The following is a 26322-nucleotide window of genomic DNA, read 5'->3' on the forward strand; positions in this document are numbered from 1 at the left end:
TTCTATATTTTTATACGTTAGAGTTCTACTTCAATTTTGTTGTTTTTTAATTGGCATTTAATATCGAGGAAGTTGAGTGTTTCAATCAATTGTTGCGCGGTGGAGTTGCGTTTTATTTTTCCGGTCAGTTCACGTTTTTCATTGGTTCCTTTGTAGATGATATCCACATTATACCAACGTTTTATAGCGGAAAGGGCTTCCTTGACCGGTGTAGATTCGAAATAGAAGAAGCCATTTTTCCAGGCTATCGCTTCTTCAATGTTCACGTCCTGGACAAGTAAATTGTTATTCCTGCTGAATGCGGCCTGACCTGGTTTTAACATCTTGGATCGACCAGATTGTGTCACCTGTACTGAACCTTCGACAAGGGTGGTCCTGTTGTTCTCGTTCGGATAAGACTGTACATTAAAATGCGTTCCGAAAATCCGGATGATCTGCTGGTCTGCATTAACGTAGAAGGGTTTTTTCTTATCTGGTGTAACCTCAAAATAAGCTTCACCGGACAATGTTACCTCCCTGTTGTTGGATGCGAATGTCTCGGGAAAGGTCAGTTTGGAGCCAGCATTTAACCATACCTTACTGCCATCTGCAAGTATGATATTATATTCTGTACCAATCGGTGTTTCTATGGTATTTGTTCTATGACCAGGATTACTGTTACCGGCTGTAAACTGATATTGAACCGTACCTTCGGCAGTCGTCGTGATCTTTACCTTTGCATCTTGATGGAGAATATGCTGTTTATTGTAGGATAGATCTATTTTGGTTCCATCTGCTAAGGTTAATACAGCAGCTTTTGTCCCAGGATGAACCTCTTTTTGAACTGTAGCTATTTTCGTTACTTGATCATAGTCCGTGTGCTGTACGAGATAGAGTGGAAGTCCAAATAGGAGTAACAATGCCGCAGCAATTCCAGCCAATTTGTACCATCTGGAAATCGGTTTGATTTTGGAGCTTTCTATTTGCTGCTTGATATTCGAAAATAAACGTTCCTTAAGCTCTTGCTCACTTGTTGCGATTTGCTCGGGAATAGGGAGGGGTTCTTCACTATTTTCTTTATACCATTGCAGTAAATGCGCCTCTTCTTCTTCCGTACAGGTGCCTTGAAGCCATTTATAAGCTAATTGCTTAATTTCAAATTGATTGTTATCAACCATATTTAGGGGTTATTTTCTATATAGTTCCTGAAATATGGAGGTACCCTGACAGCAGGGGAAAAAAAATTATAAAGTAATCAGAAAGCGCTGAATACCAGCTCGTATTTTTTTTAGGGCACGACTTAATTGGGTTTCAACTGTCTTCACGGAGATATCAAGTTCATCCGCAATTTGTTTGTAAGTCAGTCCTTGTTCACGGGATAGTTTGAAAATAAGCTGGCATTTCTCAGGCAAGGTTGAGACAACTTGTTCCAATCGGGCCCGCAATTCCTCAAATTGAAGCCAATCTTCGGTGGAGTTATCAAAATCTACCCAATCATTATCCTGCTGAAAGGCTTCTCGTTTATAACGCTGTGCCAGATATTTAAAGACCTTGTATTTCACAGCGACTGCGAGATAGGAGGAGACATTGCTCTCTATATGCAATTGCTGTCTTCGGAGCCAAATAGAGGTGAAGATATTCTGAACAATTTCCTGTGCGTCCTCCAGCGAATCTGTTTTTCGGGCAGCCTGATAGTAGAGCTTCTTCCAGTAGCGCTCATACAATGCTTCAAAAGCGATATTATCATCCTGTTGAATCAATAGAATCAACTCTTCATCCGAATGGCTCCCACTATCTTTCATCTGAGACAATAATCTGTTTTTCTTCGGTTATGTTATCTGACTATATAATTTGTGTTGTAAATGTAGTTACTAAATTAGGAATATTCCAATTTTTAAAATTAATATTGCTAGCCCAATTGTATAAGGCATTGTCTGTTTTGGCCTCCAGGACTAAAGTTCGTTTTTCAGTAAATAAGCCAGACGTTAAGCTTGCTTAGAAGATCTGCAAGGATGAATAATCGTAGCGGTGAGCGCTGCTCTTTTGTACAGCTATATGCGCTTTATTGCGTCAGGTTGCATTATCTATTAGTTAAAATTAATCAAGACATCAATTTTTGTATTTTATCCGTTTTCAGTAGTCTAATAGTTCGTTTAAAGCACTGTTAAAGTACATTTCGCTTTGTAACAAAATAGTACTTTATCTGTGCTTTATTTGTACTTAAGAGGTGCTATATCTGCACTGGGGAAGTGAGGTCGCCATATACCTGCATCGAACGAACAGATAGGTTGTGCTTTTTTAACTTATGTATTTTAAATATTTCTTTTTGTTTAAGGCTAAAATGCTGTTTATTTATGCCTGACAAACACGAAGTGAAGTAGTCGTATCAATGCGCAAAAAAAAGCTTTAATGCTAGGATAGGCCTGATTTTCATTAAGATGGAAGGCTGCGGATAGATTGCAGGTGAATGAAAATACAAAAAAAGAGTATCTAAATTGCTTAGATACTCTTTTTTCTGTTTTATTTAATATTATAGCGATTAGAAGTTCGGTTTCAACAGATACTTATCATAGAAACGGAAGATATGATCTGCTGCTTCTTCAGCTGTATCAACGATGCGAAAAAGCTTGAGATCTTCTTCACTGATATACTTGTTTGGCAACATGGTATTTTGCACCCAGTCCATAAGGCCTTTCCAGTACTCTGAACCAACCAATACAATTGGGAAGCGGGCAATCTTACCTGTTTGAATCAAGGTAATCGCTTCAAAGAGTTCATCCATTGTTCCAAAGCCACCAGGCATAACGATATAACCTTGGGAGTATTTCATAAACATTACTTTTCGTACAAAAAAGTATTTGAACTCAAGTAGTTTATCCCGATCAATATATTTGTTGTGAAATTGTTCAAATGGAAGTTCAATATTCAAACCCACAGATTTTCCGCCAGACTCATAAGCACCTTTATTCGCTGCTTCCATAATCCCCGGGCCACCTCCAGATATAATACCATATCCACGTTCAGTTAGTAGCGCAGCGATATCTACAGCCATTTGATAATATTTGTGTTCACGTGGTGTGCGTGCCGAACCAAATATGGATACACAGGGGCCAATTTTAGCCAATTTTTCAAACCCGTCCACAAATTCTGACATGACTTTAAAAATCTGCCATGAATCTTTAACCTTAATTTCCTGCCATGTTTTGTTCTCAAAAGCGCGGATAATTTTATCTTCTTTTGTAATGTCCATATATAACGTTATACATTTAATTTCTAAAACCCATTTTTTTTCAAAAAGGAATACAATATAGCTATTTTTTTAATACTAGCTACTTTTTACGATTATTCTTACATTTGCATTATGAATTTTTCTTCTAAACTTCTTGAGAACGCGGTTGCGGAATTTGGTAAATTACCGGGTGTGGGACAAAAGACAGCCCTAAGGCTGGTCTTGCATTTATTGAAGCAATCCGATCCCGAGGTGGCCCGTTTTACGGCGTCCATCGACCGTTTGAAAGAAGATATTCAATATTGCCAGGAATGTTTTAATATTTCGGATCATGCGACCTGTGAAATATGTGGATCGTTTAAACGTGAAAAGAACCTCATCTGTGTGGTGGAAGATACACGTGATGTTATGGCCATTGAAAATACAAATTCCTACCAAGGTGTTTATCATGTATTAGGGGGGCTGATTTCGCCAATGGACGGAATAGGTCCTGCTGACCTTAAAATTGAAGGACTACTCAACCGTATTCAACGGGGTGGTGTTGAGGAGGTTATTTTAGCGCTTTCGGCAACGATGGAGGGGGATACAACCATCTTTTATCTGTACCGAAAATTGCGCGAGTTTAATATCAAGATTACAACAATCGCACGTGGTATCGCATTTGGGGGTGAATTGGAATATGTCGATGAGCTCACCTTGGGTCGATCAATCGCTACCAGGGTGCCTTACGAACGTCACGTTGGCTAGTTGTATTTCAAATAGATCTCTTTGACTCCCTCATGGACTTTTCGGCCTTTCCGTATCTGTTGCTGCCTAACCTTATCCTTTAGGATCTGGCTATTTTCTTTTTTGTTTTTAAGAATATTGAAGTAGGCAATCTTACCGATCGTTGTCTTTTCCAGTCCCAAAAGGTTGCAGGAGTAATTGCCCAGGAGATAGTTGTTATAGTACAAATGTACCTCCCGCATTAATTTTCTGCCAAATCTGCTTGTCGGGTAAGCTGCATGTACGGGTTCTTCCATAAAGGCCTGGGCTAATGCAATGCTGTCCTGATCGCCTTCTTTTTGGGTCATGGTCCAATAGTATAGGGCTTTGATGGCTTCTTCCTCAGTGTCTGGAAGCAGATCTAATGGAATACCCAATAAGCTTCCGATATACTTCCAAAGGTGCATAATTCCATTTATTTCGCTTTCTAATAAATTGAATTTCATTTGTTTAAGCCCAATTAAGTAAACTAATGAAAAACCTAAATTCGTTGCCAATATATCCCAAGTATTTAAAGGGATACCCCATTTGTCAGTGACCCAATCGCCATGGTTCAATATATTCAAGCGTGCGAAGGAATGGATACATCGCGTCAATAGAATGGCTTCAAAGCCAATACCACCTTTTCGTAATGCCTGGTCAGCGGTGATGTCGACCCAAAATGTTACCGTCTCGGTTAAACGTTTGACAGCGCCTTTTTTAAGTGCTCCAGTAAAAATCAAGGGTTTGTTGATCGCGCTGGATTCATAACCGCCCATGAGACAATAATCGCGTAATACAATGAGTCCAGTCAATCCTGAGCGCTGACTGAGCGCAATTCCCTGTTGTACTTTCTGCCAATCGAGCCATTGAGGCTCTATAGCCAAGGTGTTCATAAAATCCGAAATCAGTTTATCGTAAATGCTTTCGATGGCTTTGCCCTGCAGGTAATCCAGAATTAATTGTTGCCCTTTTGTAAAGCCAATTTTCAGATGTAAATGTTCTACCAATCGGTCGCAGGCCTCATCGTATTGATATAACAATGGAATATATTGATCCGCATCGGCCAGATTTGGTTTATTGGGCAACTTATCTAGTAACTTAGCACCGATACCCTTGCTCCAATAATAGGAAAAGGAGGTTGTGTTAATTTTATAGCGCTCGGGTTTTTTCATTTTTAAATGGGATACCTAACTTGGAATCAACTGATCTGTTATCGATTTTAAATGGGTAAATTTATTGAATTGTCCATAGTATATAACTTCCTGTTGCATAGATTTTTTTATCTTCTTTTGTAAAGTTAAAATCCATATAATCTGTCTGGCATGAAGAGGTGTCGCTACAGCAGAATTGTCGGGAAATTTTGAAATGAAGGCGAAAGGAACCCTTTAGCGTCATGCGATCAAAGAGAATATTGCTCATGCTAAAATCTGTCAGCGTCGGAGCACCATCTTGATCATCGAGCTGACCAACAACATGATCATTAATCAGTCGCTGCTGTTCGGTGCCTAATAATTTTGAGAATTGTATTGGATCGTTTCGCAGCGATTCAAAGTTGCTGTCTCCTGTTATTGTTAATGGTATGCTGATGTCTGTCATGTCTTAATATACATTAAATGCTCTCCAATTGGGGATGTACAAGTTATAGATCGCTTCTGATTCTTTCTTGTTTTTTCTGGAAAATTTACAAAATGCTGCTAAAACAACCAGATTAATCTGTTCTCTATCAAAATCGATCAATCGGGATGAAAAATAGATTTCATTGCTCTTGATTTTATAATTCGTGGTAGATAGCTTGCCTATACGGATTGCTGAAATTGCGTAGTTGTCCAGCTGTTCTTCCCAATAAGTTATCCTTTTGATCAGTTCATTGTATAACAATTCCTGACTCCAGGGCTTGAGCAACTTGAGTGTATTTACAGTCTTTCGTTGATGAACACAGATACTGCTTGATTTAAGTTCAATAACAGGTGCTGCTGAGGTTTGAAAAACCTTAACCAGGTAGGGTTTTGTAAATAAATGATAGGGATTTTCCAGGTAGGAATAGGACTGATCATGTCCGGAAGGTATTGGCGAATTGAGCCTGATATATTGCTTGAGGGAGGCAATATCATAAAAAGATGGTGCATACACACGAAAGGGGGAATCTGTTCCTTGAATTTGGATATAATCTTTGTCCCAACTGACTATTTCATAAAAATTGTGATCAATTTCAATCTGCATATTACGAAAGTGGTGTTTTATAAAACGAGCTCAAAGTAACTATATTTTTGTATTAAACACAGGATTAAGAGAAAATTCATGCAGACTTTATATTTTAGGCCACTGCCATAATATTTACAAATGTTGTGATAATATCTACAAAGCAAAAGGGGCTAAATAGCTTAGCTTTGAAAAAAATGATATTTTCATGAATGAACTCAATCAGCACAACGAACAGTATACATTAGAAAATGTACGATTGGAAACAGGTTTTCTCTATCGTGAAGGGAAAATTGTTGGAACTGATACGGCACTCTTTACGGTAACAATAGCGGACGGAAAGATAAAGGAAATTCGGCCGGGTCAAACTAAAGTTGGCTCTGGTGGATTCGATGCGAAGGGAAAATTGGCCTTACCCGCCTTTAGGGATATGCACATCCATTTGGATAAAACCCTTTATGGTCTACCTTGGAAAGCTGTATTTCCCAAAAATAGAACCGTGAAGGATATGATTGCCCGCGAGCAGGAAATTATTCCGGAACTGCTTAAAACCTCGGTGGAAAGGGCTGAAAAGCTAATCATGTTGCTACAGGGCTACGGAACTAATTTTGCAAGAACACATTTTAATGTCGATCCAACCTCTGGCAGCAAATCATTAGCAAATCTATTGCGGGCACTGGAACATGTGAAAGATTCCTTTGGCGCAGAATTGGTTGCTTTCCCACAACATGGCTTATATTATACGGACTCTGCTGGGCTGATGAAGGAAATTGCTGCTTGGGATAAGGTTGATTTTATAGGTGGTCTAGATCCCTATAGTATCGATGGAAGTATCGAAAAACCTATGGACTTGACTGTTCAGTTAGCTTTGGACAATAAAAAGGGAATCGATATCCATCTGCATGAGGGGGGTGAATCTGGTGTCAAAACGATCCATTATTTAATAGACAAAGTACTTGAGAATCCCGCACTGCAGGGACGGACATTTATCAGTCATGCTTTTGCATTGGGCTATATGTCTCAAAAAGATCTTCAATATACAGCTGAACGCTTGGCTTCCGCCAAGGTCGGTATTGCGAGTTCAGTCCCGTTTCGTAATATGCTGATGCCATTGCCTCAACTGCGGAAAGCAGGAGTGGAGGTACTTACCGGAAATGATAATGTGCAGGATCACTGGGGGACCTTCGGTAGTGGAAATATGTTGCAAAAAGCAAACCTTGCTGCGCAACTCTATGGTTATGAGACGGAATTTGATCTGTCCCGTTGCCTACACTATGCGACAAATGGAAAATTACCTTTGGACGACAGTGGTCAGCGGGTATGGCCAAAGGTCGGTGATGAAGCGAGCTTCCTGTTGGTGGATGCAAGCTGCTCTGCTGAAGCTGTATCACGTATCTCAGCTGTCGATGGCCTACTGCACAAAGGGAATATCGTCAAGTGGAGCAATTCGTCTCCAATTTAATCGGCTTACACGCCCCATTTATTGTTTTATTATATTGCCACTTTTTATCCGTTAGTGATAAAAAGTGGCTTTTTTTTGAATTGTCTGTCAGCTCGGTATACTAGTCAGAAAGAACCTTCCATTGATTATCTTGGCTGTGCTGCGCAAAGTACGAAGATTTTATTGTACAAAGCTTGTCTTGCAATAATCAATTTTATAGTTGCTGTTTTCAAGAACCAGCTGAACCTCATTTTGTGTCTTTATATTGTTACCATAATCTATAAATACGCTGTACTTGTCTGTGCTTAGCTTCTTGATCTCGACGGTATTAATGGCTAGGGCATCATCGTTACCTCGGCCAAATAACCACATTTCCTGCGTGTAGAGCGGGTAAATTTTTCCCCACTTCGCTTTGTATCGCGCTTCCGCCTCCGGTAATTCTGCGTCTGTTAGATTGGAGGGACCATAGATTTCATTGGCATCTGCTAAGAACTCCATAAAACGTGCCGTGCAGAGGGCTTCTTCCTTGTCCAGATAATAGCAATACTTCCCTGATTTATCATCATTGCAGTGAAAAATGCGCTCCAGCCATACTTTGGCTGGATCAAGATCTGTTGTTGACTTTACCTGATCACTGGCTTTCGTAGTATCAGCGCTACTTTTTGTTGTTAGGCTATCGCTAGGAGGCTTTACAGCATTATTTTTAGGATTTGAACCCGTGCAACCTGTAGCGAAAAAATAGATAGCCAGTATAACCAATAATGTTTTTGCTCTCATTTAGTAAATTCCAGTTAATTATAACAGTGTAAAAATAGCACTTATATCAGACAGCTTTCTCATGGAAATCAGTGATATTTATTGTTATCTAATGATCATCTAGGCAAATCTCCAGAATAGTCACTGTTAATCTACGCAATATAAATGCGCAATTCGGGTTGTGGTTTTTAATGCTAACGTTTGTTTTTAAATTTTTATAGCTTATTATCAGTGTGTTGTATTTATTTTTGTTATTTTATTTGTGTTTTATTTTATTGCGCAAATGGCCTGCATGTTAATCGTGTGATCTTTGTAATGTCAGCAATGATAAACGTTCTTTGATGAAAATTAGCAAAATGCTTTTAAGATATGTACTTCTTTTTAGGAGAAGTATAAAAAGACTCTCATTCTTTGATTTGCATCCTAGTCTCCTGTTTCTGTATAGCAGGATAGTATTGTTCCCAATGGGACTCAATATACTGATAAGAAGAGGAGAATGAGAGAAGGTTGCCACCAGGGTTGAAGGTTCGAATCCTTCCCTCGAAAGAGGTAGCTCAAGGGTAGAGCATGGCAGTTCCGTTGTAGGTCGCAGGTTCGACTCCTGCTCCTGAGCAATCAGGATAGTTCAGCATGGTTAGAACAACAACTCAATCGTGTGGGTTCGAATCCCACTTCCATTTTCGGATGGAATAGCATAAGGGTATTGCACAGAATTTAGGTTCTGGTTTTGAAAGTTATACCTTCTTTAAAAAGGTTACTTAAATAAAGCTTGCTATAGTCTGTCCGGCACTGAGGAGAACTTCGTTTTTCTTCATGGCAGTCGGTGAGGAGCCCGTGATCGGGAACATCTCATACAGAGACGATACAGGATGAGCGTTGTCGTGGATCGCTAAGGCGGCCATTTCGAACGCTTCTACGGTAAAGCTCCGTATGGGCTCTTTTTGATCCCGCTCGGCATTGATGGGCAGCTCATAGCAAGTTTTGTCATTAGAAAATAGTATAAACAATAAATATTATGAAAAGAGTACAAGTAAATGTCAATGAAATTGGATTGGTGGTTAAAAATAACCAAGTTATCCGTGTATTGGAAGCCGGTAAGTACTGGTTGGGTTTCGGTGAAAAACTGGAGACATACAATAGGGCAAATTCGTTTCCGTCTAACCATAACATTGATGTGCTATTACAGGTGGAGGGCTTTCGTGAACTGGTGGATATTGTCGAAGTGGCGGATACGGAAATTGCGCTGGTTTTCTTAAACAATAATTTTGAAAAGACCTTGGCAGCAGGTAGACATGTGTTCTGGAAAGGTTTGCAAGTACGCAAATTTCAGCTGGAGGATATTTCGGAGATCGAAATACCAGTTTCTGTCAACCGTCAATTGTTTGAAAAGCAAACGTTGGCTTATTATATCCGTCAATACAAAGTTGAACCAAATGAGAAAGGATTACTTTTTGTTGATGGCGTGTTTACAGAAATTTTGGATCCAGGAACGTATTACTGGTGGAAGAACGCAAAGACTATTGCGGTGTCAAAAGCAGATATGCGTGTGTTAACTTTGGATGTGGTAGGTCAGGAGATTCTATCGCGGGACAAAGCGCAAATACGGATCAATTTCACGTTGCAATATCAAATCGTTGATATCGTCAAAGCGCTGTTGGATAATAAGGAATATGAGAAGCAATTGTATGCTGTGATGCAATTAAATCTCCGGACATATATCGGTCAGATGACGCTGGATGAACTGATGGACAAGAAGACAGAGATAAGCACTTATATTTTGCAAAATACGATGGAGTATATTGCTGGATTAGGCTTACGTCTATTAACTTGCGGAGTCAAAGATATTATTCTGCCAGGGGATGTCCGTGATATCATGAACCAGGTGTTGATCGCTGAAAAACGCGCTCAGGCAAATATTATTATGCGTCGTGAAGAAACTGCTTCGACTAGAAGTCTGCTGAATACGGCAAAACTTATGGAAGAGAATGCGATGTTGTTTAAATTGAAGGAAATGGAGTATGTGGAGAAAATTGCCGAAAGGATCAATAACATCTCTATTTCGGGAAATGGGCAGATTGTAGATCAATTAAAGCAGTTGTTTGTGAAGTAGCGACAAAGGGAAGTTAATAAAATTGAGGACAAAAGAGGTGCAGGTAGCAATTGTAAAGAGGTATTGCTACCTGCTTGGGATTGGAAAGATCCCCCTCGTTAAAAAAGATAAAAATGGAAAATAAAAGAATTAACGGCAATGATCTCATTGCATTAGGATATAAAGAGAATCATACATTGGGTGCTGCGTTGAAAATCAACAGCAAGCGACATGGTTTTACGCGAGCGGAAATGTTAGCCAAATTTAAATCTGTGCTGGAAAATCCAACAGCGTATACTGAAGATACTATTTTCAGTGTGTTGGCAGAGTCCATATTAGGACAGGATGTTGTTGATGCCACATTAATTGCTTTGAATGAAGATCCTGTAGAGTATACGATTTATGGCGCGTCCGGAATTGAAGCGGGAGCTAAAGAACAGATGAAAGTAGCCATGAAGCTGCCGGTTACGGTTGCTGGCGCTTTGATGCCCGATGCCCATCAAGGATACGGACTGCCGATCGGTGGTGTATTGGCTACCGATAATGCTGTAATTCCTTACGGAGTTGGCGTTGATATTGGTTGCCGAATGGCTTTGTCCATCTTTGATCTGCCAGCATCTTTATTGGATACAGATACGGCGACATTAAAAGAGACTATTTTGAAACATACGCGATTTGGTGCCGGAAATGGCTATCTGAAGCATGAACGTGTGGATCATGCGGTCCTGGACAATAAATTGTTTGCAGAAAATGATCTGCTTAGATCCTTAAAAGACAAGGCATGGACACAGTTAGGTTCTTCCGGTGGAGGGAATCACTTTGTGGAATTTGGGATTGTGGAGTTTGTTGAAAAGGATGAGGTGCTGAACATTGAGAAAGGACTTTACCTGGGTTTGTTGACACATTCGGGATCCCGAGGTCTAGGCGCAACTGTGGCTGCTCACTATACCAAATTGGCGAAGACTTTATGTAAGTTGCCCTATCAAGCTCAAAATCTGGCTTATCTGGATTTAAATACAATGGAAGGACAAGAATATTGGTTGGCAATGAATCTGGCTGGTGATTATGCTTCGGCCTGCCATGAAGTTATTCATGACAAGATCAAAGATGCTTTGGGGGCGGAGTTGCTAGCCAAAATTGAAAACCATCATAATTTTGCATGGAAAGAGACCTGGAATGACCGGGAGGTTGTGGTACATCGAAAAGGAGCTACTCCTGCGGCAAAAGGCGTGATGGGAATTATCCCGGGTTCCATGGCTACTCCTGGATTTCTGGTACGCGGAAAAGGGGAGATGGCTGCTATCCAATCGGCATCTCATGGTGCGGGACGATTGATGAGCCGTACACAAGCAATCAAGACGCTCGCAGCTACTGAGTTGAAAGATATGCTTGCTGATCGGGGGATTACACTTTTGGGAGCCGGGATGGATGAAGCGCCCATGGCCTACAAAGATATCCATACCATCATGGCCTCGCAAGAGGAGTTGGTGGACGTCGTCGCAAAGTTCTCACCAAAAATTGTCCGTATGGCTGATGATGGTAGCCGCGAAGATTAGGGGTATTTTGAAGCTTTATTAAATTAAATATAAAAGGATCAAATTCTTAATGAATTTTGATCCTTTTTCTTGTCTGTTAGTATTTTCAATTTGGAGACAGTCGCTTGATGCCAGTTCTTGCTGTTAGCTATGGGCGACTTCCTTGTAGGTATATACATTATAAGGATAGATCCTTTTGGCAAGTATTTTGGCGATGACACTTACCACTAATAAGGGTGCAAATAGTAGATAACCTGAAGGGACGATGCTGGCAATAATGAAAATCGCAGTAAATGGTGCATGGATAGCAGCGGAAAGCATCGCTGCGGCTCCAAATAGCGCAAAATTAATGACAATAAGATGGGTGCCCAGATAGTGATTGCAAAGTTGGGCAAAAAATACACCTAAAAGTGCGCCTGTTACAATACTGGGGGCAAAGACACCACCATCACCACCAGCCCCTAGGGTAAGTGCTGCTGCAAGTGGTTTTAATAGGACTAATAGCAGTAATGGCAGAAAGTAGAGCCAATTGATAGATTCATGTAAACTACTTTCCAGGATTTCTCCGAGACCGTGATAGCTGTCGCCATATAGGGCTGGCAAAAAGAAGATCAAGATCCCCACTGTAATGGCTCCCAAATTGACCCGGATAAAATTATTCTTTATTCCGGCAAAGAAAGATTTTGCATAGATCACAATTTTAGTGAAATACAAAGCTAATAGACCTGCGATTAGGCCTAGTAAGACGATAAAAGGGACGGCCTGCCATTGCCATTGCTTCGCTGCAAAGTTGAACAAAGGACTGTCATCCATATAGTGTACGAATAGCGAGGCGACCAACATGGAACTGATGCCACTGATCAATAGTGTTTTGTTGTATTTTCTGGCGATGACTTCAAAGGCAAATAACAAGCCACCAAGCGCACTGCCAAACAATAGTGTTACACCGGCAATAACACCCGCGCAGATCAGTTCTGTTTTATAGGCCCAAGCAGGGTGAAGATGCTTATAGGCCTGGTTTCCCACAGTGGCTGTGGCTACTACAGTAGAAACTTCAATACCAGTTGATCCGCCAAAAATAACGGTCAAAAAGCCGTTGATATAGTGGGATGGTATTTTGAAAAAAGGCAAATGATCCTTTCGTGTTTCCAGCGTTGTATAAATCTCCTTGATTCCTTTGTTTTTCCGGTTTTGAAAAGCATACTTTCGTAGAAAATATATTGCCGTAATACCTACACTTGGCAATAAGATAAATAGTCTAGGATCCCAGTTTAAAACACCTTCAGCTATTTTTTCCTGTACATATCCGGTAATATGTTTCAGGCTGTAAGCGAGTAAGCAACATATCAGGCTTACGAAAACTGAACTTCCGATTAATTTTATGTAGCTGTATCGTACGATTTTCTTACGGTGAGCGGTGGTGTCCTGCATTTTAGTTTAATTAAATCGGCACAAAGGTAAAAGATATTTTGGCTAAAATAAATGTAAGAGAGGTCCGACATACGTTTTGTTACATTTACTGGGAAGTAAATAAAAATTGTCAGGGCTTTAACAGGCTTGACTGTTATTGCCCTGAATGATGTAACGAAATCTTTGGCTATTGGAGTGCAATGAAAATATCAACCTTTGCCTGCTCGGGGTTTTGTGCTTTCTCACCGTATATTTCAAAATCTGCTGAAAATGCTCTTGGAAGATCGGCTTCCCAAATGTTTAACCAGGCATCGTAAACAATACCTGCCGCCAGGTTTCCTTCAGCCTCAACATGATGATACAGGCTTTCTTCGATGCGTATGCCATCCATATCTTCCGGGAGATCATCAAGATGTGCAACCTTACAACCTAATAAGGTTGTGTAGGGCAAGGTGTGATCCCTTTCGTATTCTGTGTAAACACAATAGAGCTCATTGGATACTTTATTTGGAATCCGGTTCATGATATCATTTTCGAAAAACCGGGCCCATAGTTCAGGAATATCTTTGGCGGCTTGATTGTTCTGATTGCTTGTACGTATAGCAATTCCAATAATATTGAAAGAAGGTATAGATCTATTTTCCATGCTTTTTATATTTTTCTCAAAAATAGATTTAACAGCTGACAACAGTTTGTCATTAGGGAATGCTGGATTGAAAAAAATAGGTTCTTCCCAATGGATCCAAAATCTTAGGTAGGGTATTAAATCAATGTTCTTTTTTCCATATTTTTTCAGAAAAAGGTAGGTATTCGGATAATGCTGCTGAGCCGTACCAAGAATAGTATAAGGGTTCCAAAAGACCATTTTTAATTGCTGGATCTGTTTGAAGTATTTCTTTGGCCTGTTCAATTGTTGCAACCTTATTGAGGATAAAAAGACCTCGAAATCCACTGTCATTTTTTCCAAATGGGCCAGCTACAATCAACTGCCCATTCTTGACCAAACGGCCAATATTTTCCATATGTCCTTTAAAGCTTTCGCTGATCAGTTGTTTATCTGTGGTTTTATTTTGGCCAGTTTTTAACAGCACGAAAATATAACTTTTCATACCATAGTCATCAGCGCCCAATTTGGCGGCTAAGTCGCGGTCATAATTAGGGTTTTCACCCAGACTGTCATTTTTTATTTTGTGGACATAAAAAGCATGTGCTTTTCCAGATTTCCCTTCGACTGAAATATGAATACGGTCTCCGCCAAGCTGTTTATAACGTATTCGGTTGGGAAAATCGTGGTGCTCATTGATAAACGAATAGGTGCTATCCTTAAAAGTCAATTCAAAGTCTATTTCTTTTCCGTTATTTTGACCGATTACCAAAGCGGTGTAAATAACTTTGTCACCGAGTTTTTTGATTTTCAGATACTCACTGACGATTTTTTGGTCATTTTTAATGCTGTAAGAAACACCCTTTAATTCACCGTCGCTCATGCGATCCCAGTGTTCATAGCGTTCTTTATCGGCTACTTTCCAGGTGCCTTGGAGAAATGCGGGGAAGGGGGCTTGCGCGAATACTGATCGCGAAAACAAGATGCAGATGAGGCTAAGCCATAAGATGATAGACTGTTTCATTTTTGATGTAATCTATTTTAAATTAGCTTGTTATTCCTTTTTGGTTAAATGTATAATACTGCTCGAAAGCCACGTGCGGCATAGTAGGAGATAGCGCCATTGTGGTAGGTGAAAACATGATCATACCGGCGGTCACAGAATAGGGCGCCTCCGAGTTTACGGATATCGGCCGGTGTCTGTATCCAGCTTGATGTTTTCAGGTCAAATTGCCCCAGCGTTTGTAACTGTCGATATTGTTCTTCTGTCAGCAATTCGACTCCCATCTGTTTAGCTGTTTCCATGGCACTGCCTACCGGTTTATTTTCTTTTCTGGAATCCAATGCGGACTGGTCGAAACACAAACTCCTTCTTCCTTTTGGGGTTTCCTCGGCGCAGTCAACAAACAAATAAGCAGCATTAACCGGATCTATTCCGATAACATCAGGTTCGCCACCACTCTGTTCCATTTGATGTAGGCTCCAGATCTTGGTCGGGTTTTCTTCCAGTTTATGTTGTATCTGCTCCCAGACAAGATCCTGATGTCTGTTCATATTCGTATCAAACCGCTGCTTCAGCACTTTGTATAATGCTGCCTGATCCGTAGCTGAAAGTGATTTTTTCATATTTGGTATAATTTGAATCTAAAATACACAATTAAAATAAATCTGTTTATAGTGGATTATTGTCATCCAATTAAATTACTTATTTGGGAATTGAATTAAATTTATATTTTTACGTTCAAATTTTTAATAAAATATGGCTTCAGGAATATTTGCAATATTAGATGATATTGCGGCTTTAATGGATGATGTTGCAGTTGCTAGTAAGATAGCAACAAAAAAAACAGCTGGAATTTTGGGTGATGATTTAGCCGTGAATGCGGAGAAAGCTACCGGATTCTTAGCATCTCGGGAATTGCCCGTTCTGTGGGCCATTACAAAGGGATCTTTAGTGAATAAACTGATTATCGTTCCCATAGCTTTACTACTGAATGTCTTTTTTCCAATAGCCATCAAATATATCTTGATCTTGGGTGGATTTTATCTGGCCTTTGAAGGGGTTGAAAAGATTATCGAGTATTTGTTCCATCGTAAACATCAGACCGGCGAATCCAATGTTGAGGAGGTTGTCGAAGAGAATAATATGGAGGCTGAAAAGTCAAAAATCAAGGCAGCTATTACGACTGATTTTATTCTTTCAGTGGAAATCGTGATTATTGCATTGGGAACGGTACTTGATAAAAGTCTGACCTTGCAAATCATTACTGTTTGTGTGGTTGCTTTGCTTGCTACAGTTGGTGTTTATGGCATTGTAGCATTGATTGTCAGGATGGATGATGCTGGATATAAGCTGATTAAAAGTGCGAAGGAAAAAGGACCATTGGCCAGTTTAGGCAGATTGCTGGTTCGCGCTTTGCCTTTTATTATCAAATTATTGGCTGTGGTAGGTACGATTGCCTTGATTTTGGTTTCGGGAGGTATTTTTTCGCATTATATAGATTTTCTACACCATGTATTACCAAATTTTCCAAGTATGGCTAAGGAATTTTTGTTCGGTTTGGGCGGTGGTATTATCGCGATCCTACTTTTTACAGTAGGTAAGAAAATTTTCGGCAAAAAGAAGGCGGTAAGCGCGAATTAATAGCGTAAATAGATAAAAAAAATAGGGCTGGTAATCTTTACCAGCCCTATTTTTTTGAATAGCCTGTTATGCTTTAGCTTTCTTCAGCTACCGCTTCAGCAGCTGCATCCAATTCAACCTGTTCGCCTTTTGTATTAATTAGAATGACGTCATCTGAACCTTCTTTCGAGACGGATGCTACGCCATCGCTAAAAGCTGTTGCACCGCTGTAGATAAAAGGAATGGCAATTTTCCCCTGACCATTTAAATAGCCGTATTTGCCGTCTTTACTCGCAAGGAAAAGATTCGGTTCTTCGGTTATTGAAATAAAATCGTAAGCTGGAGCCAATGTTTTGTTTGTTTTAATATCAACGAGACTGTATTTATCATTTTCGACACTAATAAAATGTGTGCCATTATTCTCGGAAATGAAACTATAGCTAGCCAGTACAGTGATTTTCCCTGCTTGATTTAAAATGCCATATTTTTCATTTTGTTGAAAAACAGCGTAACCACCATTGATAAAGGAGATCATATCGTAATTTGCGGGAATAAGGACTTTACCTGCCTTGTCAAGTATTCCATATTTTTCTTTTAGACCGAATAGAAATTGTCCCGAATTATCATCATAGCTTAAATATTCGTATTGAAAGGGGATAACTGCTTTTCCTGCAAGGTTGATTGCACCATATTTCTCATTTTTAAACTGGACCACACTGATTTCACCTACAAATGGTGTAATGTAATGATATTGGGCAGGTACGATGATTTGTTGCGCATTATCTTGCAATCCCATAAGACCTGAGGTACTGTCTTCAAATAGGTAAAGATTTTCCGCCATTTGATTGCTTTCCTCACCTTCTTGGCCTTCTTCGTAGATAGATTCCACTTGATCATAGTCTTCGGGAACAATAAAGTCATTGTCATTTAACTGACTGTTTGCGACACTTTGTGCGACAATATCTACACCAAGAGGTGTGGTTACCTGAAGTACAGCGCCTGGAATTTTTTTAAAGATATCAAAACCTTCCCAATAGATAACAGGTAGCTTCTCGCTATACCAGATGGACAAGTTGGTATTACCTTCGATATCTTCCATATTGGGGAGCTCAATCTGTGCCAATTTGCAAGGATAACCCGCAATGGTTTTAGTTTGACCGGGAACTAATTTTATGGAGAAGGAGGTTGCGTCCTCTTCGTGTACAGTGTATTTCGATAGGGAGGGATAAAGGATCGTTGATTTATCTTCATTCTTTTTCGCAAGAAAAATGGACTCTTGTCCCTCCGCCGAAGATATAACTTTTATCTTGTCGTTGCTGACATATGCTTCATAAAGGGAAACAGGGCCTTCTTGCTCCGTGCCGCCACTGTTGTTTGCGAATACAATAGCATAATTAATTTTAAATGCCTTATTGACCTGCGCGAAAGATACCGTACTGGCAGCCATTAATACGGCGAATGATAAGAATGATTTTTTCATCTGTATAAATTTGCTTTTTAGTGGTGAGGAAATTATCATGAGCTCATATGCGCAAGGTATATTCGCTATCGTAGGGGCATGATATTTTCATCTACCTAAAATTGATAGGCAAATATGATGATTTAGAATAGGCTCTTTTATCCCTGAAATCCGTTATTTCGTAATTTCCTGCTAAAGATTTCTTCTGGAGCCTGATGATATAAAATCTTATCAGTCGATCAGCAATTGATATTTGGCGAGCAAACCGGGTAATTGCTCTGATTCAAATTTGCTCTTTTTCATACGATTTGTTTCTGGATCCAGCTGGATATTCATGGAGGTACGAAAATCACAGCCTTCCAGGTTGCATTGTTCAAATCGGGCACGCAGAAAGTCGCAATCTTTAAAGATTACCTGTTGAAGGTTCGCTTTTTCAAAATCGACATGCTGTAATGAACACTGTTCAAATTTGAATTTCTTCATATTTCGTTCAAAAAAAGAAGCATAGTCGAGCATGCTATTTTTCACTTCGATATGGAAAGAGAATGAACTGCATTCGTTGAATTGTATCCCCAACATCTTACAGTCCTGAAAAAGGATGTGATCCAATTGAGTACCCTTGAGCTTAATGTTGGATAAATTACAGGATTTAAATTCACAATCTGTAAAGATCAGATCTACCAATGCGGCATTTTGGAAATCGCAATATTCAAACGTGCATTTATAAAATTCTTTAATTTGCTGCAATTCACTATTGAAGCTTACTTTAGAAATCGTCTGTTCTACCAGTTCATCCATGATTTTTCTGCTGCGTAAATATTGGGATTGATTACCTGCGAAAATACATTTTTATCATGGATAATGAAAGGGGAGTTGATAAAAAATGGCTGACTTCAGGGAGGAAAAACAGGTGGTAAAGGGTGTAACTTTGGCCTAGTTGCATCGTTGTATATGTGGTGGCTGGAAATATCGTCTAATAGAACTCTGGTAGGTTTTTATATAGGTTGTGAAAGGGGCGCCGTCTAATGGCGCCCTTTTTCTATTTGTTCATTTCATACTTCTTCAGCAAGGTCAACACTAATTGTTTTTTAAATATTGTCTTAGTACATATTGTAAGATACCATCATTCTTGAAGTATTCTATTTCTATGGCTGAATCCAGTCTCGCTTTGACTTGAAATGTTGTTGTCTTTCCATTGTCGTGGACTGCTTTTACATCTAGCAGTTTATGTGGTGTTAGCGTATTTGCTAAGCCAGTGATGGTATAGACTTCAGTGCCATCAAGTCCGAGTGTTTCAGCATTTTCTCCATTGATAAAAACGAGTGGAGCTACGCCCATACCGACAAGGTTACTTCGATGTATGCGTTCAAAACTTTCGGCAATCACAGCCCGTACACCAAGGAGAAAAGTGCCTTTGGCTGCCCAGTCACGGGATGAGCCCGATCCATATTCTTTTCCCGCCAAGACAATCAAAGGCGTATCTGTTTTGCGATATTCCATTGCAGTATCGTATACTGTTTTTACTTCATTCGTTGGGAAATACCTGCTAAAACCGCCTTCCTGGTCGGTAATTTTATTTTTAATCCGCACATTGGCGAAGGTGCCACGCATCATGACTTCATGATTACCGCGTCTGGAGCCATAGGAGTTGAAGTCTTCTTTATTGACCTGGTGAGACTTGAGGTATTTTCCTGCGGCGGTCTCTTCTTTAAAAGATCCGGCAGGAGAAATATGGTCCGTTGTGACTGAGTCTCCCAAATAAAGTAAGACTCTCGCATGCTGGATGTCCTGAATAGGTGCCGGAGCAGCCTGTAAGTTCTCAAAAAATGGGGATTCTTTGATATATGTCGATGTGTCATCCCATTGATAGTTCTGATCAAGATTGACTGTTAGATCCTGCCAATCCGTAGAACCGTCAAAGATAACGTCGTAGACCTCTTGGAAATCAGATTGTTTGACGCATTCGTTGACTGTTTTGGTAATTTCCTCACGACTTGGCCAGATATCTTTCAAATAAACGGGTTGTCCATTCGGATCATAATCAAGAGGGTCTTCCATCAAATTGATGTCCACGCGACCAACAAGGGCATAGGCAACAACCAGCATGGGAGACATCAGAAAATTCATTTTTACCTGTGGATGGACCCGTGCTTCAAAGTTTCTATTCCCTGACAATACTGAGGCGACAATCAACTCACCTTTCTCAACTGCTTCCGCAATTTGTGGTGGGAGTGGTCCTGAATTTCCGATACAGGAGGTACATCCGTAGCCTACAGTGTGGAATCTGAGTGCGTCAAGATCTGCATTGAGCCCCGATCGTTCAAGGTACTGTGTGACCACTTTTGAACCTGGCGCCAAGGAGGTCTTTACCCAGGATTTTGTCCGTAAGCCACGTTCAATAGCATTTCTGGCCAATAGACCTGCACCGATCATGACTGTTGGATTAGAGGTATTTGTACAGCTTGTAATTGCAGCAATAGCGATACTACCGTCACTAACAATATATTCCTTATGATTGTGTTTTATTCTTACTGCATGTATAGATTCTGAAATGACTTGATGTGGTGAAGCATGTTCAACAGGTACTTTCCCAAAAGTAAATTCGGTACCCGATCCGCCATCTGCTAACCAGGCCGATTCGGAGCGTTGTGGCATCGGGATGTATTGTCGATTGTGTTCACTATCGAGTAGTTGTGAAAACTTTTTGTTTAAATCCTTGACCAAAATTTTGTCCTGTGGACGTTTGGGACCTGAAACTGTAGGCTCGAGTGTACTGAGATTAAATTCGACAACGGAGGAGTATAAGATCTGTTCTTTTCCTGTGCGCCAGAGTAGATTTTGTTTACAGTACTCTTCTACAATCTTGATTTCCTGCTCGGTTCTATTCGTGCTGTGCATGTATTCCAGTGTGCGGTCGTCTATTGGAAAATAGGTGACCGTACAGCCAAATTCAGGTGACATATTGGAGATAGTGGCCCGGTCTGTGACGGACAGTGTATCTAGTCCGTCCCCAAAGACTTCAACAAATTTTCCGACAACACCTTTATCCCGTAGAATTTTTGTGATGGAAAGAACCATATCAGTCGCTGTACAGATATCGGGAATACTACCTGTGAGCTTAAGTCCGATAACCTCCGGACAAGTAAAGAAAATGGGTTGTCCCAACATCGCTGCTTCGGCTTCGATACCGCCAACACCCCAGCCTAGAACACCGATGCCATTGACCATAGGGGTGTGGGAGTCTGTGCCGACTAAGGTGTCGGGAAATAACCAATTATCACGGGAAATAACACCTTTGGCAAGATATTCTAAATTTACCTGATGGCAGATTCCCATCCCCGGAGGGACAACAGTGAAATTTTTTAAGCCTTTTTGAGCCCATTTCAGAAGCTCATACCGTTCACGGTTACGTTCATATTCCAATGCTACATTTTTGTCGTAAGAATATTCGGTGCCAAAATAATCTACCTGTACGGAGTGGTCAATAACCAGATCAACGGGGATCGCTGGGTTAATTTTTTGACCATCTTTGCCATGTCGAACAAATTCCGCTCGTAAAGAAGCCATATCTACCACTGCAGGGACACCGGTAAAGTCCTGCATGAGAATGCGTGCTGGTTTGAATGGAATATCTTTGTCGACCGGCTGAGGAGACCAATTGATTAATGTGCCGATATGCTCATCCGTGATACTAAATCCATCATGGTTACGTAAGACATTTTCCAGGAGAATCCGAATACTGAAGGGCAGATGTTCGATATCACCCTCCGGTAGATTTCTTAGGGAACTATATTGATAAACTTTTCCATTGATCTCGATTTCCTGGATTGATTTTTCCTTGCTCATATTGATTTACTTATTATATACTATATAATAATCATAGCCGCCAATTTGTTTTTAATAACTTTTAGACAAATCATTGCATTCAATTGATCGTTTCCCCAAAAAATGGGATGGTGACTAATTAGTAATTTGTTTTTGTTAGGTTTAAGTCTCAGCTGCTTAGTTTATTATGTTCTGATTTTGCAGTTTTTTCTTATGTTTATAGACTGCATTGGATAAGTAGGATGTATTTAAACCATCAAGTTTGGTCAATTTGCTGACATGGATATTGAATTAAAATGCTAGAATAAATGTAATTTTATTGTAGTTTGTGTAGTGATGAACACAATCAATTTATACAATAAACGTTCATTGTGTGTCCTTCATGAAAGAAACAATATGAGAAGAAAAAACAGCGTTGGATTTATTACGATCAGCATCTTACTGCTATTACTATTTGCATACACATCGGGTTATGCGTATGGAGATGATCCGACAACGTATGCTGGCTTACGACTCAAAAATGAGGAAGTTAGTTTTAAAGATAGTAAAGGCAAGGTGATTTCGTTGAATCAGCTCAAAGGTAAAGTTGTCTTGATCAATTTTTGGGCGATATGGTGTTCACCTTGTTTAGCAGAAATGCCCTCTTTGGACAAACTCTATAAAGACTTTCAAGAGAATAGCCGAATTGTGTTTTTATCAGTGGACGTAGACGGTAACCTGAAGTACTCAGAGAAGTTTTTAAAGAAAAGAAAATATAGTCTTCCGGTCTATCAGCTGAACTCCGCCTTACCAAAAGATCTTAGTATGACAAGTATTCCCACGACCATTATCATAGATAAAGCGGGGAAACTGGTCAATAAGCACGTGGGCGGGATGAATTTTGGCTCGGCGAAGTTTCAAAAAGCCCTAAGGCAATTAACCGAAGAGTGATCTGAAAGGAAAAAAGCTATGTTTTGGTGCAAACTTAAATTTGCGGTTTCATTTAGTATTCTGCCATTTTCTTGTTAATTTTGCATGCTAATTGTATAAGGAGAAATTTATATATGCCAGTCAAACTTCCTAATAACCTTCCTGCGATAGAGCTTTTAAAAAAGGAAAATATCTTTGTCATGAGTGATCTAAGAGCAAATGAGCAGGATATTAGACCATTACGTGTTTTGGTCCTCAATCTGATGCCTCTTAAGATTACGACGGAGACCGATTTTATCCGCTTACTTTCCAATAATCCTTTGCAAGTTGAGATGGAGTTTCTTCGATTGGAAACCCACGTTTCAAAAAATACTCCTGAGGAACACTTGGAGATGTTTTATAAAAGCCTAAGTGAAGTGAAGGAAAACTTCTACGATGGTATGATCATCACAGGCGCTCCGGTTGAGATGGTCAGATTTGAAGAGGTGACCTATTGGAATGAAATTCAGACAATCTTTGACTGGGCAAGAACACATGTAACGTCAAGCTTGTATATCTGTTGGGCTTCACAGGCGGCCTTGTATCATTTCTATGATGTGGAGAAAAAACCGTTGAATGAAAAGCTTTTTGGTGTATTCAAACATACTGCTCTCGACAAAAGACATCCGTTATTTCGTGGATTTGATGATGAGTTTTTTATTCCTCATAGCAGGCATACAACTATGGAGAAAGACGATTTACTTGCTAAAAGCGGGATAGAAATTCTTTCCGAATCTCCTGAAGCAGGTATTGCCATCGCATCCTCCCGCGGTGGTCGGGAATTTTACCTGACCGGCCATTCTGAATACGCACCATTTACTTTGGATGAAGAGTATAAAAGGGATTTAGAAAAAGGCCAGGCCATTCGCATGCCTGCAAACTACTATAGAGATGACAATCCAGAAAATCAACCTTTGGTGCGTTGGACGAGCCATGCTAACTTGTTGTTTAATAATTGGCTCAACTATTTTGTGTACCAAGAAACGCCTTTTGATTTAAAAGATGTCGTTCATTTGGGGGAGATCAGACAAAAAGACTGAACACAAATTTTATCCTAAGCAAACAAAATAGGCTGGCGGAGCATTCTATCTATATAAAGTAGATCATATGAAAAGAATGTCTTTACTGTTTTGTTTGCTGTGTTCAATTATTATACTTCATGCGGAGGTGCCGATTGAGGAAAATCAAAAGCTCAAGGAGGCAAACGGTACGTTGTGGTATGCTAACCCCTGGATTTGGCTGGGTGGAGTGGCACTCTTCCTGGTGATTTTCTTTCTCCTGCTCCGTAAATCGACTCAAAACAAAAGACAGACATAGTGTAATATCTATTATTTCAGTTGCCTGCAAAACTATGTTTTGTGTTAGGAACAATAGCGAAACTTTTCTTAAGTTTGTGTAGATACATAACAAACTAAAATTTATATGAAGAGAAATATACTTTTGGCTGCTTTGTTGGCATGTGGTTCTTTGGCCGGCTATGCGCAAAATAATGCAATCAATGTAAATTACATGGATAAAAGTGTTCGTCCGCAGGATGATTTCTACAATTTTGTGAATGGTCAATGGATGAAAACGGTTAAAATTCCGTCTGATAAGGCACGTTGGGGCTCTTTTGATGAGTTGCGTGAAAATACAGACATCGCTACACTGAAAGTATTGCAGGAATCGTTATCAGGCCAGTTTACAAAAGGAACAGATAACCAGAAAATAGGTGATCTGTACCGGTCTTTTGTAGATATGAAGACGCGTGACAAATTGGGATTAGAACCTGTTCAGCCCTATTTGACAAAAATTAATGCGATAAAGAATTTTGATGATCTTTATAAATATCTGGTAGAAGTGGCTCCTATAGGAGGAAATCCTTTCTTTGGTGGATATGTATATGCGCATCTCAAAAATTCTAATGTCAATACGGTTTATTTGGGTGGTGGAAGCCTAGGTTTAGGCCGTTCTTATTACCAAGTTAAGGATCAAAAGAATGAAGAGACGTTAAAGGATTATTCGGAATATATCTCTGCGCTTTATGCCAAATTAGGACAACGTACAAGAGATCTAAAAGGTCCTAAAATTGTTGCATTTGAAAAAGAATTGGCCGCTAATTTAAAAACTGTCGAACAGTCGCGTGATGCAAATGGCCGCTATAATCCTGTGGCGGTTGCTGATTTGAAAAAGATGGTAAAAAACGTCGACATTGCTAAATATCTAAGCGACGTTGGATTTAAAGCTGATACGGTTATTGTGCCAGAACTAAAATACTATGAAAATTTAGATAAAATCTTCAATCCGGCGAACCTCCCGATTATTAAAGATATCTTGACATTTCACTTATTGAATACCGCTGCTTCGTATACAACGCAGGAATTAAATGATCTTTCTTTTGATTTTTGGGGTCGTAAGTTAAAAGGACAGAAGGAACAACGTGCACTGGACAAACGAGGGGTAGAGTTCGTTAATTCTATCGCTGGGGAGCTTTTGGGTAAGTTATATGTTAAGGAGAATTTTCCACCAAAAGCCAAAGCGGATGCGGAGGAGCTGGTAAGTTATCTTGTAAAAGCATTCGGGCAACATATCAATGGTCTAACATGGATGTCTGCAGATACAAAAGTGAAGGCGCTCGAAAAGTTGTCGAAGTTTAAAGTGAAGATCGGTTATCCGGACAAATGGAAGGATTATAGCAAACTTGATATTGGAACATCGCTTTACGCGAATGTTTTATCATCCAGCAAGTGGGCTTTTTATGAGAACCTTGCAAAACAAGATAAGCCAGTTGATAAATCTGAATGGGGAATGACACCACAGACTGTCAATGCTTATTATAGTCCATTGTTTAACGAAATCGTATTTCCGGCAGCAATTCTTCAGCCTCCGTTTTATGATTACAAAGCCGATGCAGCGGTTAATTTTGGTGGCATCGGTGCAGTCATAGGACATGAGTTATCTCATGGTTTTGATGATCAGGGTGCAAAATACGATGGTAATGGCAATTTGAACAACTGGTGGACTGATGGTGATAAGGCTAAATTTGAAGCCGCAGCGGATGCGTTGGTCAAACAATTTGAAGCTTATGAACCAGTTCCGGGAGTTTTTGTGAACGGTCGTTTCACTTTAGGTGAGAATATTGGTGATTTGGGTGGTTCTTCGGTCGCTTTTGATGCGCTACAGCTGTATTTAAAAGACAAAGGAAATCCTGGTTTAATCGATGGTTTTACACAGAATCAACGTTTCTTCCTTTCTTGGGCTACCATTTGGAGAACGAAGACAACGGATGAATTTGTTGTGAATCAGGTGAAAACGGACCCGCATTCTCCTGCACAATACCGGGCGTTCGCTCCAATCATCAATTTGGATGCATTCCATGCTGCCTGGGAAACGAAAGATGGCGATAAAATGTTTATCCCTACAGATAAACGTATTAAGATCTGGTAGGAAAATCCACCGATCTTATTTAAATAATAAAAGGGACATTTCATTTGAAATG

The 26322-nt window shown here is 39.9% G+C and carries 23 protein-coding genes and 1 tRNA gene; 10 read left to right on the forward strand and 14 right to left on the reverse strand.

The genetic code is table 11. The annotated features are described in order from the left end of the window. Window positions 1-17 precede the first annotated feature (17 nt). The 3 genes from LC454_RS25480 to LC454_RS25490 form a co-directional block, all read right to left on the reverse strand. Window positions 18-1157 (reverse strand): FecR family protein, encoded by a 1140-nt coding sequence (locus LC454_RS25480; protein ID WP_223585246.1) that lies wholly within the window; start codon window positions 1155-1157, stop codon window positions 18-20. 66 nt (window positions 1158-1223) lie between these two features. After that, window positions 1224-1781: an RNA polymerase sigma-70 factor gene (locus LC454_RS25485; RefSeq protein WP_120257867.1), complete on the reverse strand. Its 558-nt coding sequence runs from the start codon at window positions 1779-1781 to the stop codon at window positions 1224-1226. Window positions 1782-2518: 737 nt separating this feature from the next. Next, window positions 2519-3223, reverse strand: coding sequence for a TIGR00730 family Rossman fold protein (locus LC454_RS25490; protein ID WP_223585373.1), 705 nt, complete (start codon window positions 3221-3223; stop codon window positions 2519-2521). A gap of 117 nt (window positions 3224-3340) precedes the next feature. Between LC454_RS25490 and recR the strand changes: the two genes are divergently transcribed. Then, window positions 3341-3955: a recombination mediator RecR gene (gene recR, locus LC454_RS25495; protein WP_223585247.1), complete on the forward strand. Its 615-nt coding sequence runs from the start codon at window positions 3341-3343 to the stop codon at window positions 3953-3955. On the opposite strand, the gene LC454_RS25500 is transcribed toward recR, so the two are convergent. The 3 genes from LC454_RS25500 to LC454_RS25510 form a co-directional block, all read right to left on the reverse strand. Further along, complete coding sequence (locus tag LC454_RS25500; RefSeq protein WP_223585248.1) at window positions 3952-5127, reverse strand: oxygenase MpaB family protein; 1176 nt, start codon at window positions 5125-5127, stop codon at window positions 3952-3954. The genes recR and LC454_RS25500 overlap by 4 nt on opposite strands. A gap of 61 nt (window positions 5128-5188) precedes the next feature. After that, entirely contained in the window at window positions 5189-5551 is a 363-nt protein-coding gene (locus tag LC454_RS25505; RefSeq protein ID WP_223585249.1) for a hypothetical protein, read from the reverse strand. A gap of 3 nt (window positions 5552-5554) precedes the next feature. Then, complete coding sequence (locus tag LC454_RS25510) at window positions 5555-6175, reverse strand: hypothetical protein (RefSeq protein WP_223585250.1); 621 nt, start codon at window positions 6173-6175, stop codon at window positions 5555-5557. A 187-nt stretch (window positions 6176-6362) separates the two neighbouring features. Here LC454_RS25510 and LC454_RS25515 point away from each other — a divergent pair, with 187 nt between their 5' ends. Beyond that, entirely contained in the window at window positions 6363-7616 is a 1254-nt protein-coding gene (locus tag LC454_RS25515; protein WP_223585251.1) for an amidohydrolase, read from the forward strand. 159 nt (window positions 7617-7775) lie between these two features. On the opposite strand, the gene LC454_RS25520 is transcribed toward LC454_RS25515, so the two are convergent. After that, window positions 7776-8372 carry a hypothetical protein gene (locus LC454_RS25520; RefSeq protein WP_223585252.1) on the reverse strand — a complete coding sequence of 199 codons (597 nt, stop codon included), beginning with the start codon at window positions 8370-8372 and terminating at the stop codon, window positions 7776-7778. Window positions 8373-8899: 527 nt separating this feature from the next. Here LC454_RS25520 and LC454_RS25525 point away from each other — a divergent pair. The 3 genes from LC454_RS25525 (at window position 8900) to LC454_RS25535 (ending at window position 11996) form a co-directional block, all read left to right on the forward strand. Then, window positions 8900-8962, forward strand: a tRNA-Gly gene (locus tag LC454_RS25525). A 404-nt stretch (window positions 8963-9366) separates the two neighbouring features. Continuing rightward, a complete protein-coding gene (locus LC454_RS25530) occupies window positions 9367-10461 on the forward strand; it encodes a slipin family protein (RefSeq protein WP_223585253.1) in 1095 nt (364 codons plus the stop codon). A gap of 113 nt (window positions 10462-10574) precedes the next feature. After that, window positions 10575-11996 (forward strand): RtcB family protein, encoded by a 1422-nt coding sequence (locus tag LC454_RS25535; RefSeq protein ID WP_223585254.1) that lies wholly within the window; start codon window positions 10575-10577, stop codon window positions 11994-11996. A 123-nt stretch (window positions 11997-12119) separates the two neighbouring features. On the opposite strand, the gene LC454_RS25540 is transcribed toward LC454_RS25535, so the two are convergent. The 4 genes from LC454_RS25540 to LC454_RS25555 form a co-directional block, all read right to left on the reverse strand. After that, complete coding sequence (locus tag LC454_RS25540; RefSeq protein WP_223585255.1) at window positions 12120-13406, reverse strand: chloride channel protein; 1287 nt, start codon at window positions 13404-13406, stop codon at window positions 12120-12122. Between the two features lie 166 nt (window positions 13407-13572). Next, window positions 13573-14031, reverse strand: coding sequence for a GyrI-like domain-containing protein (locus tag LC454_RS25545; protein ID WP_223585256.1), 459 nt, complete (start codon window positions 14029-14031; stop codon window positions 13573-13575). 121 nt (window positions 14032-14152) lie between these two features. Next, on the reverse strand, window positions 14153-15013 hold the full coding sequence (locus LC454_RS25550) for a DUF6265 family protein (RefSeq protein ID WP_223585257.1): 861 nt from the start codon (window positions 15011-15013) through the stop codon (window positions 14153-14155). 44 nt (window positions 15014-15057) lie between these two features. Then, window positions 15058-15615 (reverse strand): DUF4256 domain-containing protein, encoded by a 558-nt coding sequence (locus tag LC454_RS25555; RefSeq protein WP_223585258.1) that lies wholly within the window; start codon window positions 15613-15615, stop codon window positions 15058-15060. Window positions 15616-15748: 133 nt separating this feature from the next. On the opposite strand from LC454_RS25555, the gene LC454_RS25560 reads away from it, so the two are divergent. Continuing rightward, entirely contained in the window at window positions 15749-16633 is an 885-nt protein-coding gene (locus LC454_RS25560; RefSeq protein WP_223585259.1) for a DUF808 domain-containing protein, read from the forward strand. A 73-nt stretch (window positions 16634-16706) separates the two neighbouring features. Here the strand turns inward: LC454_RS25560 and LC454_RS25565 are convergent, their stop codons facing one another. The 3 genes from LC454_RS25565 to acnA all read right to left on the reverse strand — a co-directional run bounded on the left by LC454_RS25565 (window position 16707) and on the right by acnA (window position 21917). Continuing rightward, window positions 16707-18092 carry a WG repeat-containing protein gene (locus LC454_RS25565; protein WP_223585260.1) on the reverse strand — a complete coding sequence of 462 codons (1386 nt, stop codon included), beginning with the start codon at window positions 18090-18092 and terminating at the stop codon, window positions 16707-16709. A gap of 210 nt (window positions 18093-18302) precedes the next feature. Next, the gene (locus LC454_RS25570; protein WP_120257851.1) at window positions 18303-18869 is read right to left on the reverse strand and encodes a pentapeptide repeat-containing protein; all 567 of its coding nucleotides are present in this window, start codon (window positions 18867-18869) and stop codon (window positions 18303-18305) included. 279 nt (window positions 18870-19148) lie between these two features. Further along, entirely contained in the window at window positions 19149-21917 is a 2769-nt protein-coding gene (gene acnA / locus LC454_RS25575; RefSeq protein WP_223585261.1) for an aconitate hydratase AcnA, read from the reverse strand. 375 nt (window positions 21918-22292) lie between these two features. Here acnA and LC454_RS25580 point away from each other — a divergent pair, with 375 nt between their 5' ends. The 4 genes from LC454_RS25580 to LC454_RS25595 all read left to right on the forward strand — a co-directional run bounded on the left by LC454_RS25580 (window position 22293) and on the right by LC454_RS25595 (window position 26270). Next, window positions 22293-22826 carry a TlpA family protein disulfide reductase gene (locus LC454_RS25580; protein WP_223585262.1) on the forward strand — a complete coding sequence of 178 codons (534 nt, stop codon included), beginning with the start codon at window positions 22293-22295 and terminating at the stop codon, window positions 22824-22826. Between the two features lie 113 nt (window positions 22827-22939). Next, window positions 22940-23884, forward strand: a complete 945-nt coding sequence (gene metA / locus LC454_RS25585; RefSeq protein ID WP_223585263.1) for a homoserine O-succinyltransferase — start codon at window positions 22940-22942, stop codon at window positions 23882-23884. Window positions 23885-23951: 67 nt separating this feature from the next. Continuing rightward, a complete protein-coding gene (locus tag LC454_RS25590) occupies window positions 23952-24161 on the forward strand; it encodes a hypothetical protein (protein WP_223585264.1) in 210 nt (69 codons plus the stop codon). Window positions 24162-24266: 105 nt separating this feature from the next. Continuing rightward, window positions 24267-26270 carry a M13 family metallopeptidase gene (locus LC454_RS25595; protein WP_223585265.1) on the forward strand — a complete coding sequence of 668 codons (2004 nt, stop codon included), beginning with the start codon at window positions 24267-24269 and terminating at the stop codon, window positions 26268-26270. Window positions 26271-26322: the final 52 nt, after the last annotated feature.

Source organism: Sphingobacterium sp. GVS05A (assembly GCF_019969845.1).
Classification (GTDB): Bacteria; Bacteroidota; Bacteroidia; order Sphingobacteriales; family Sphingobacteriaceae; genus Sphingobacterium.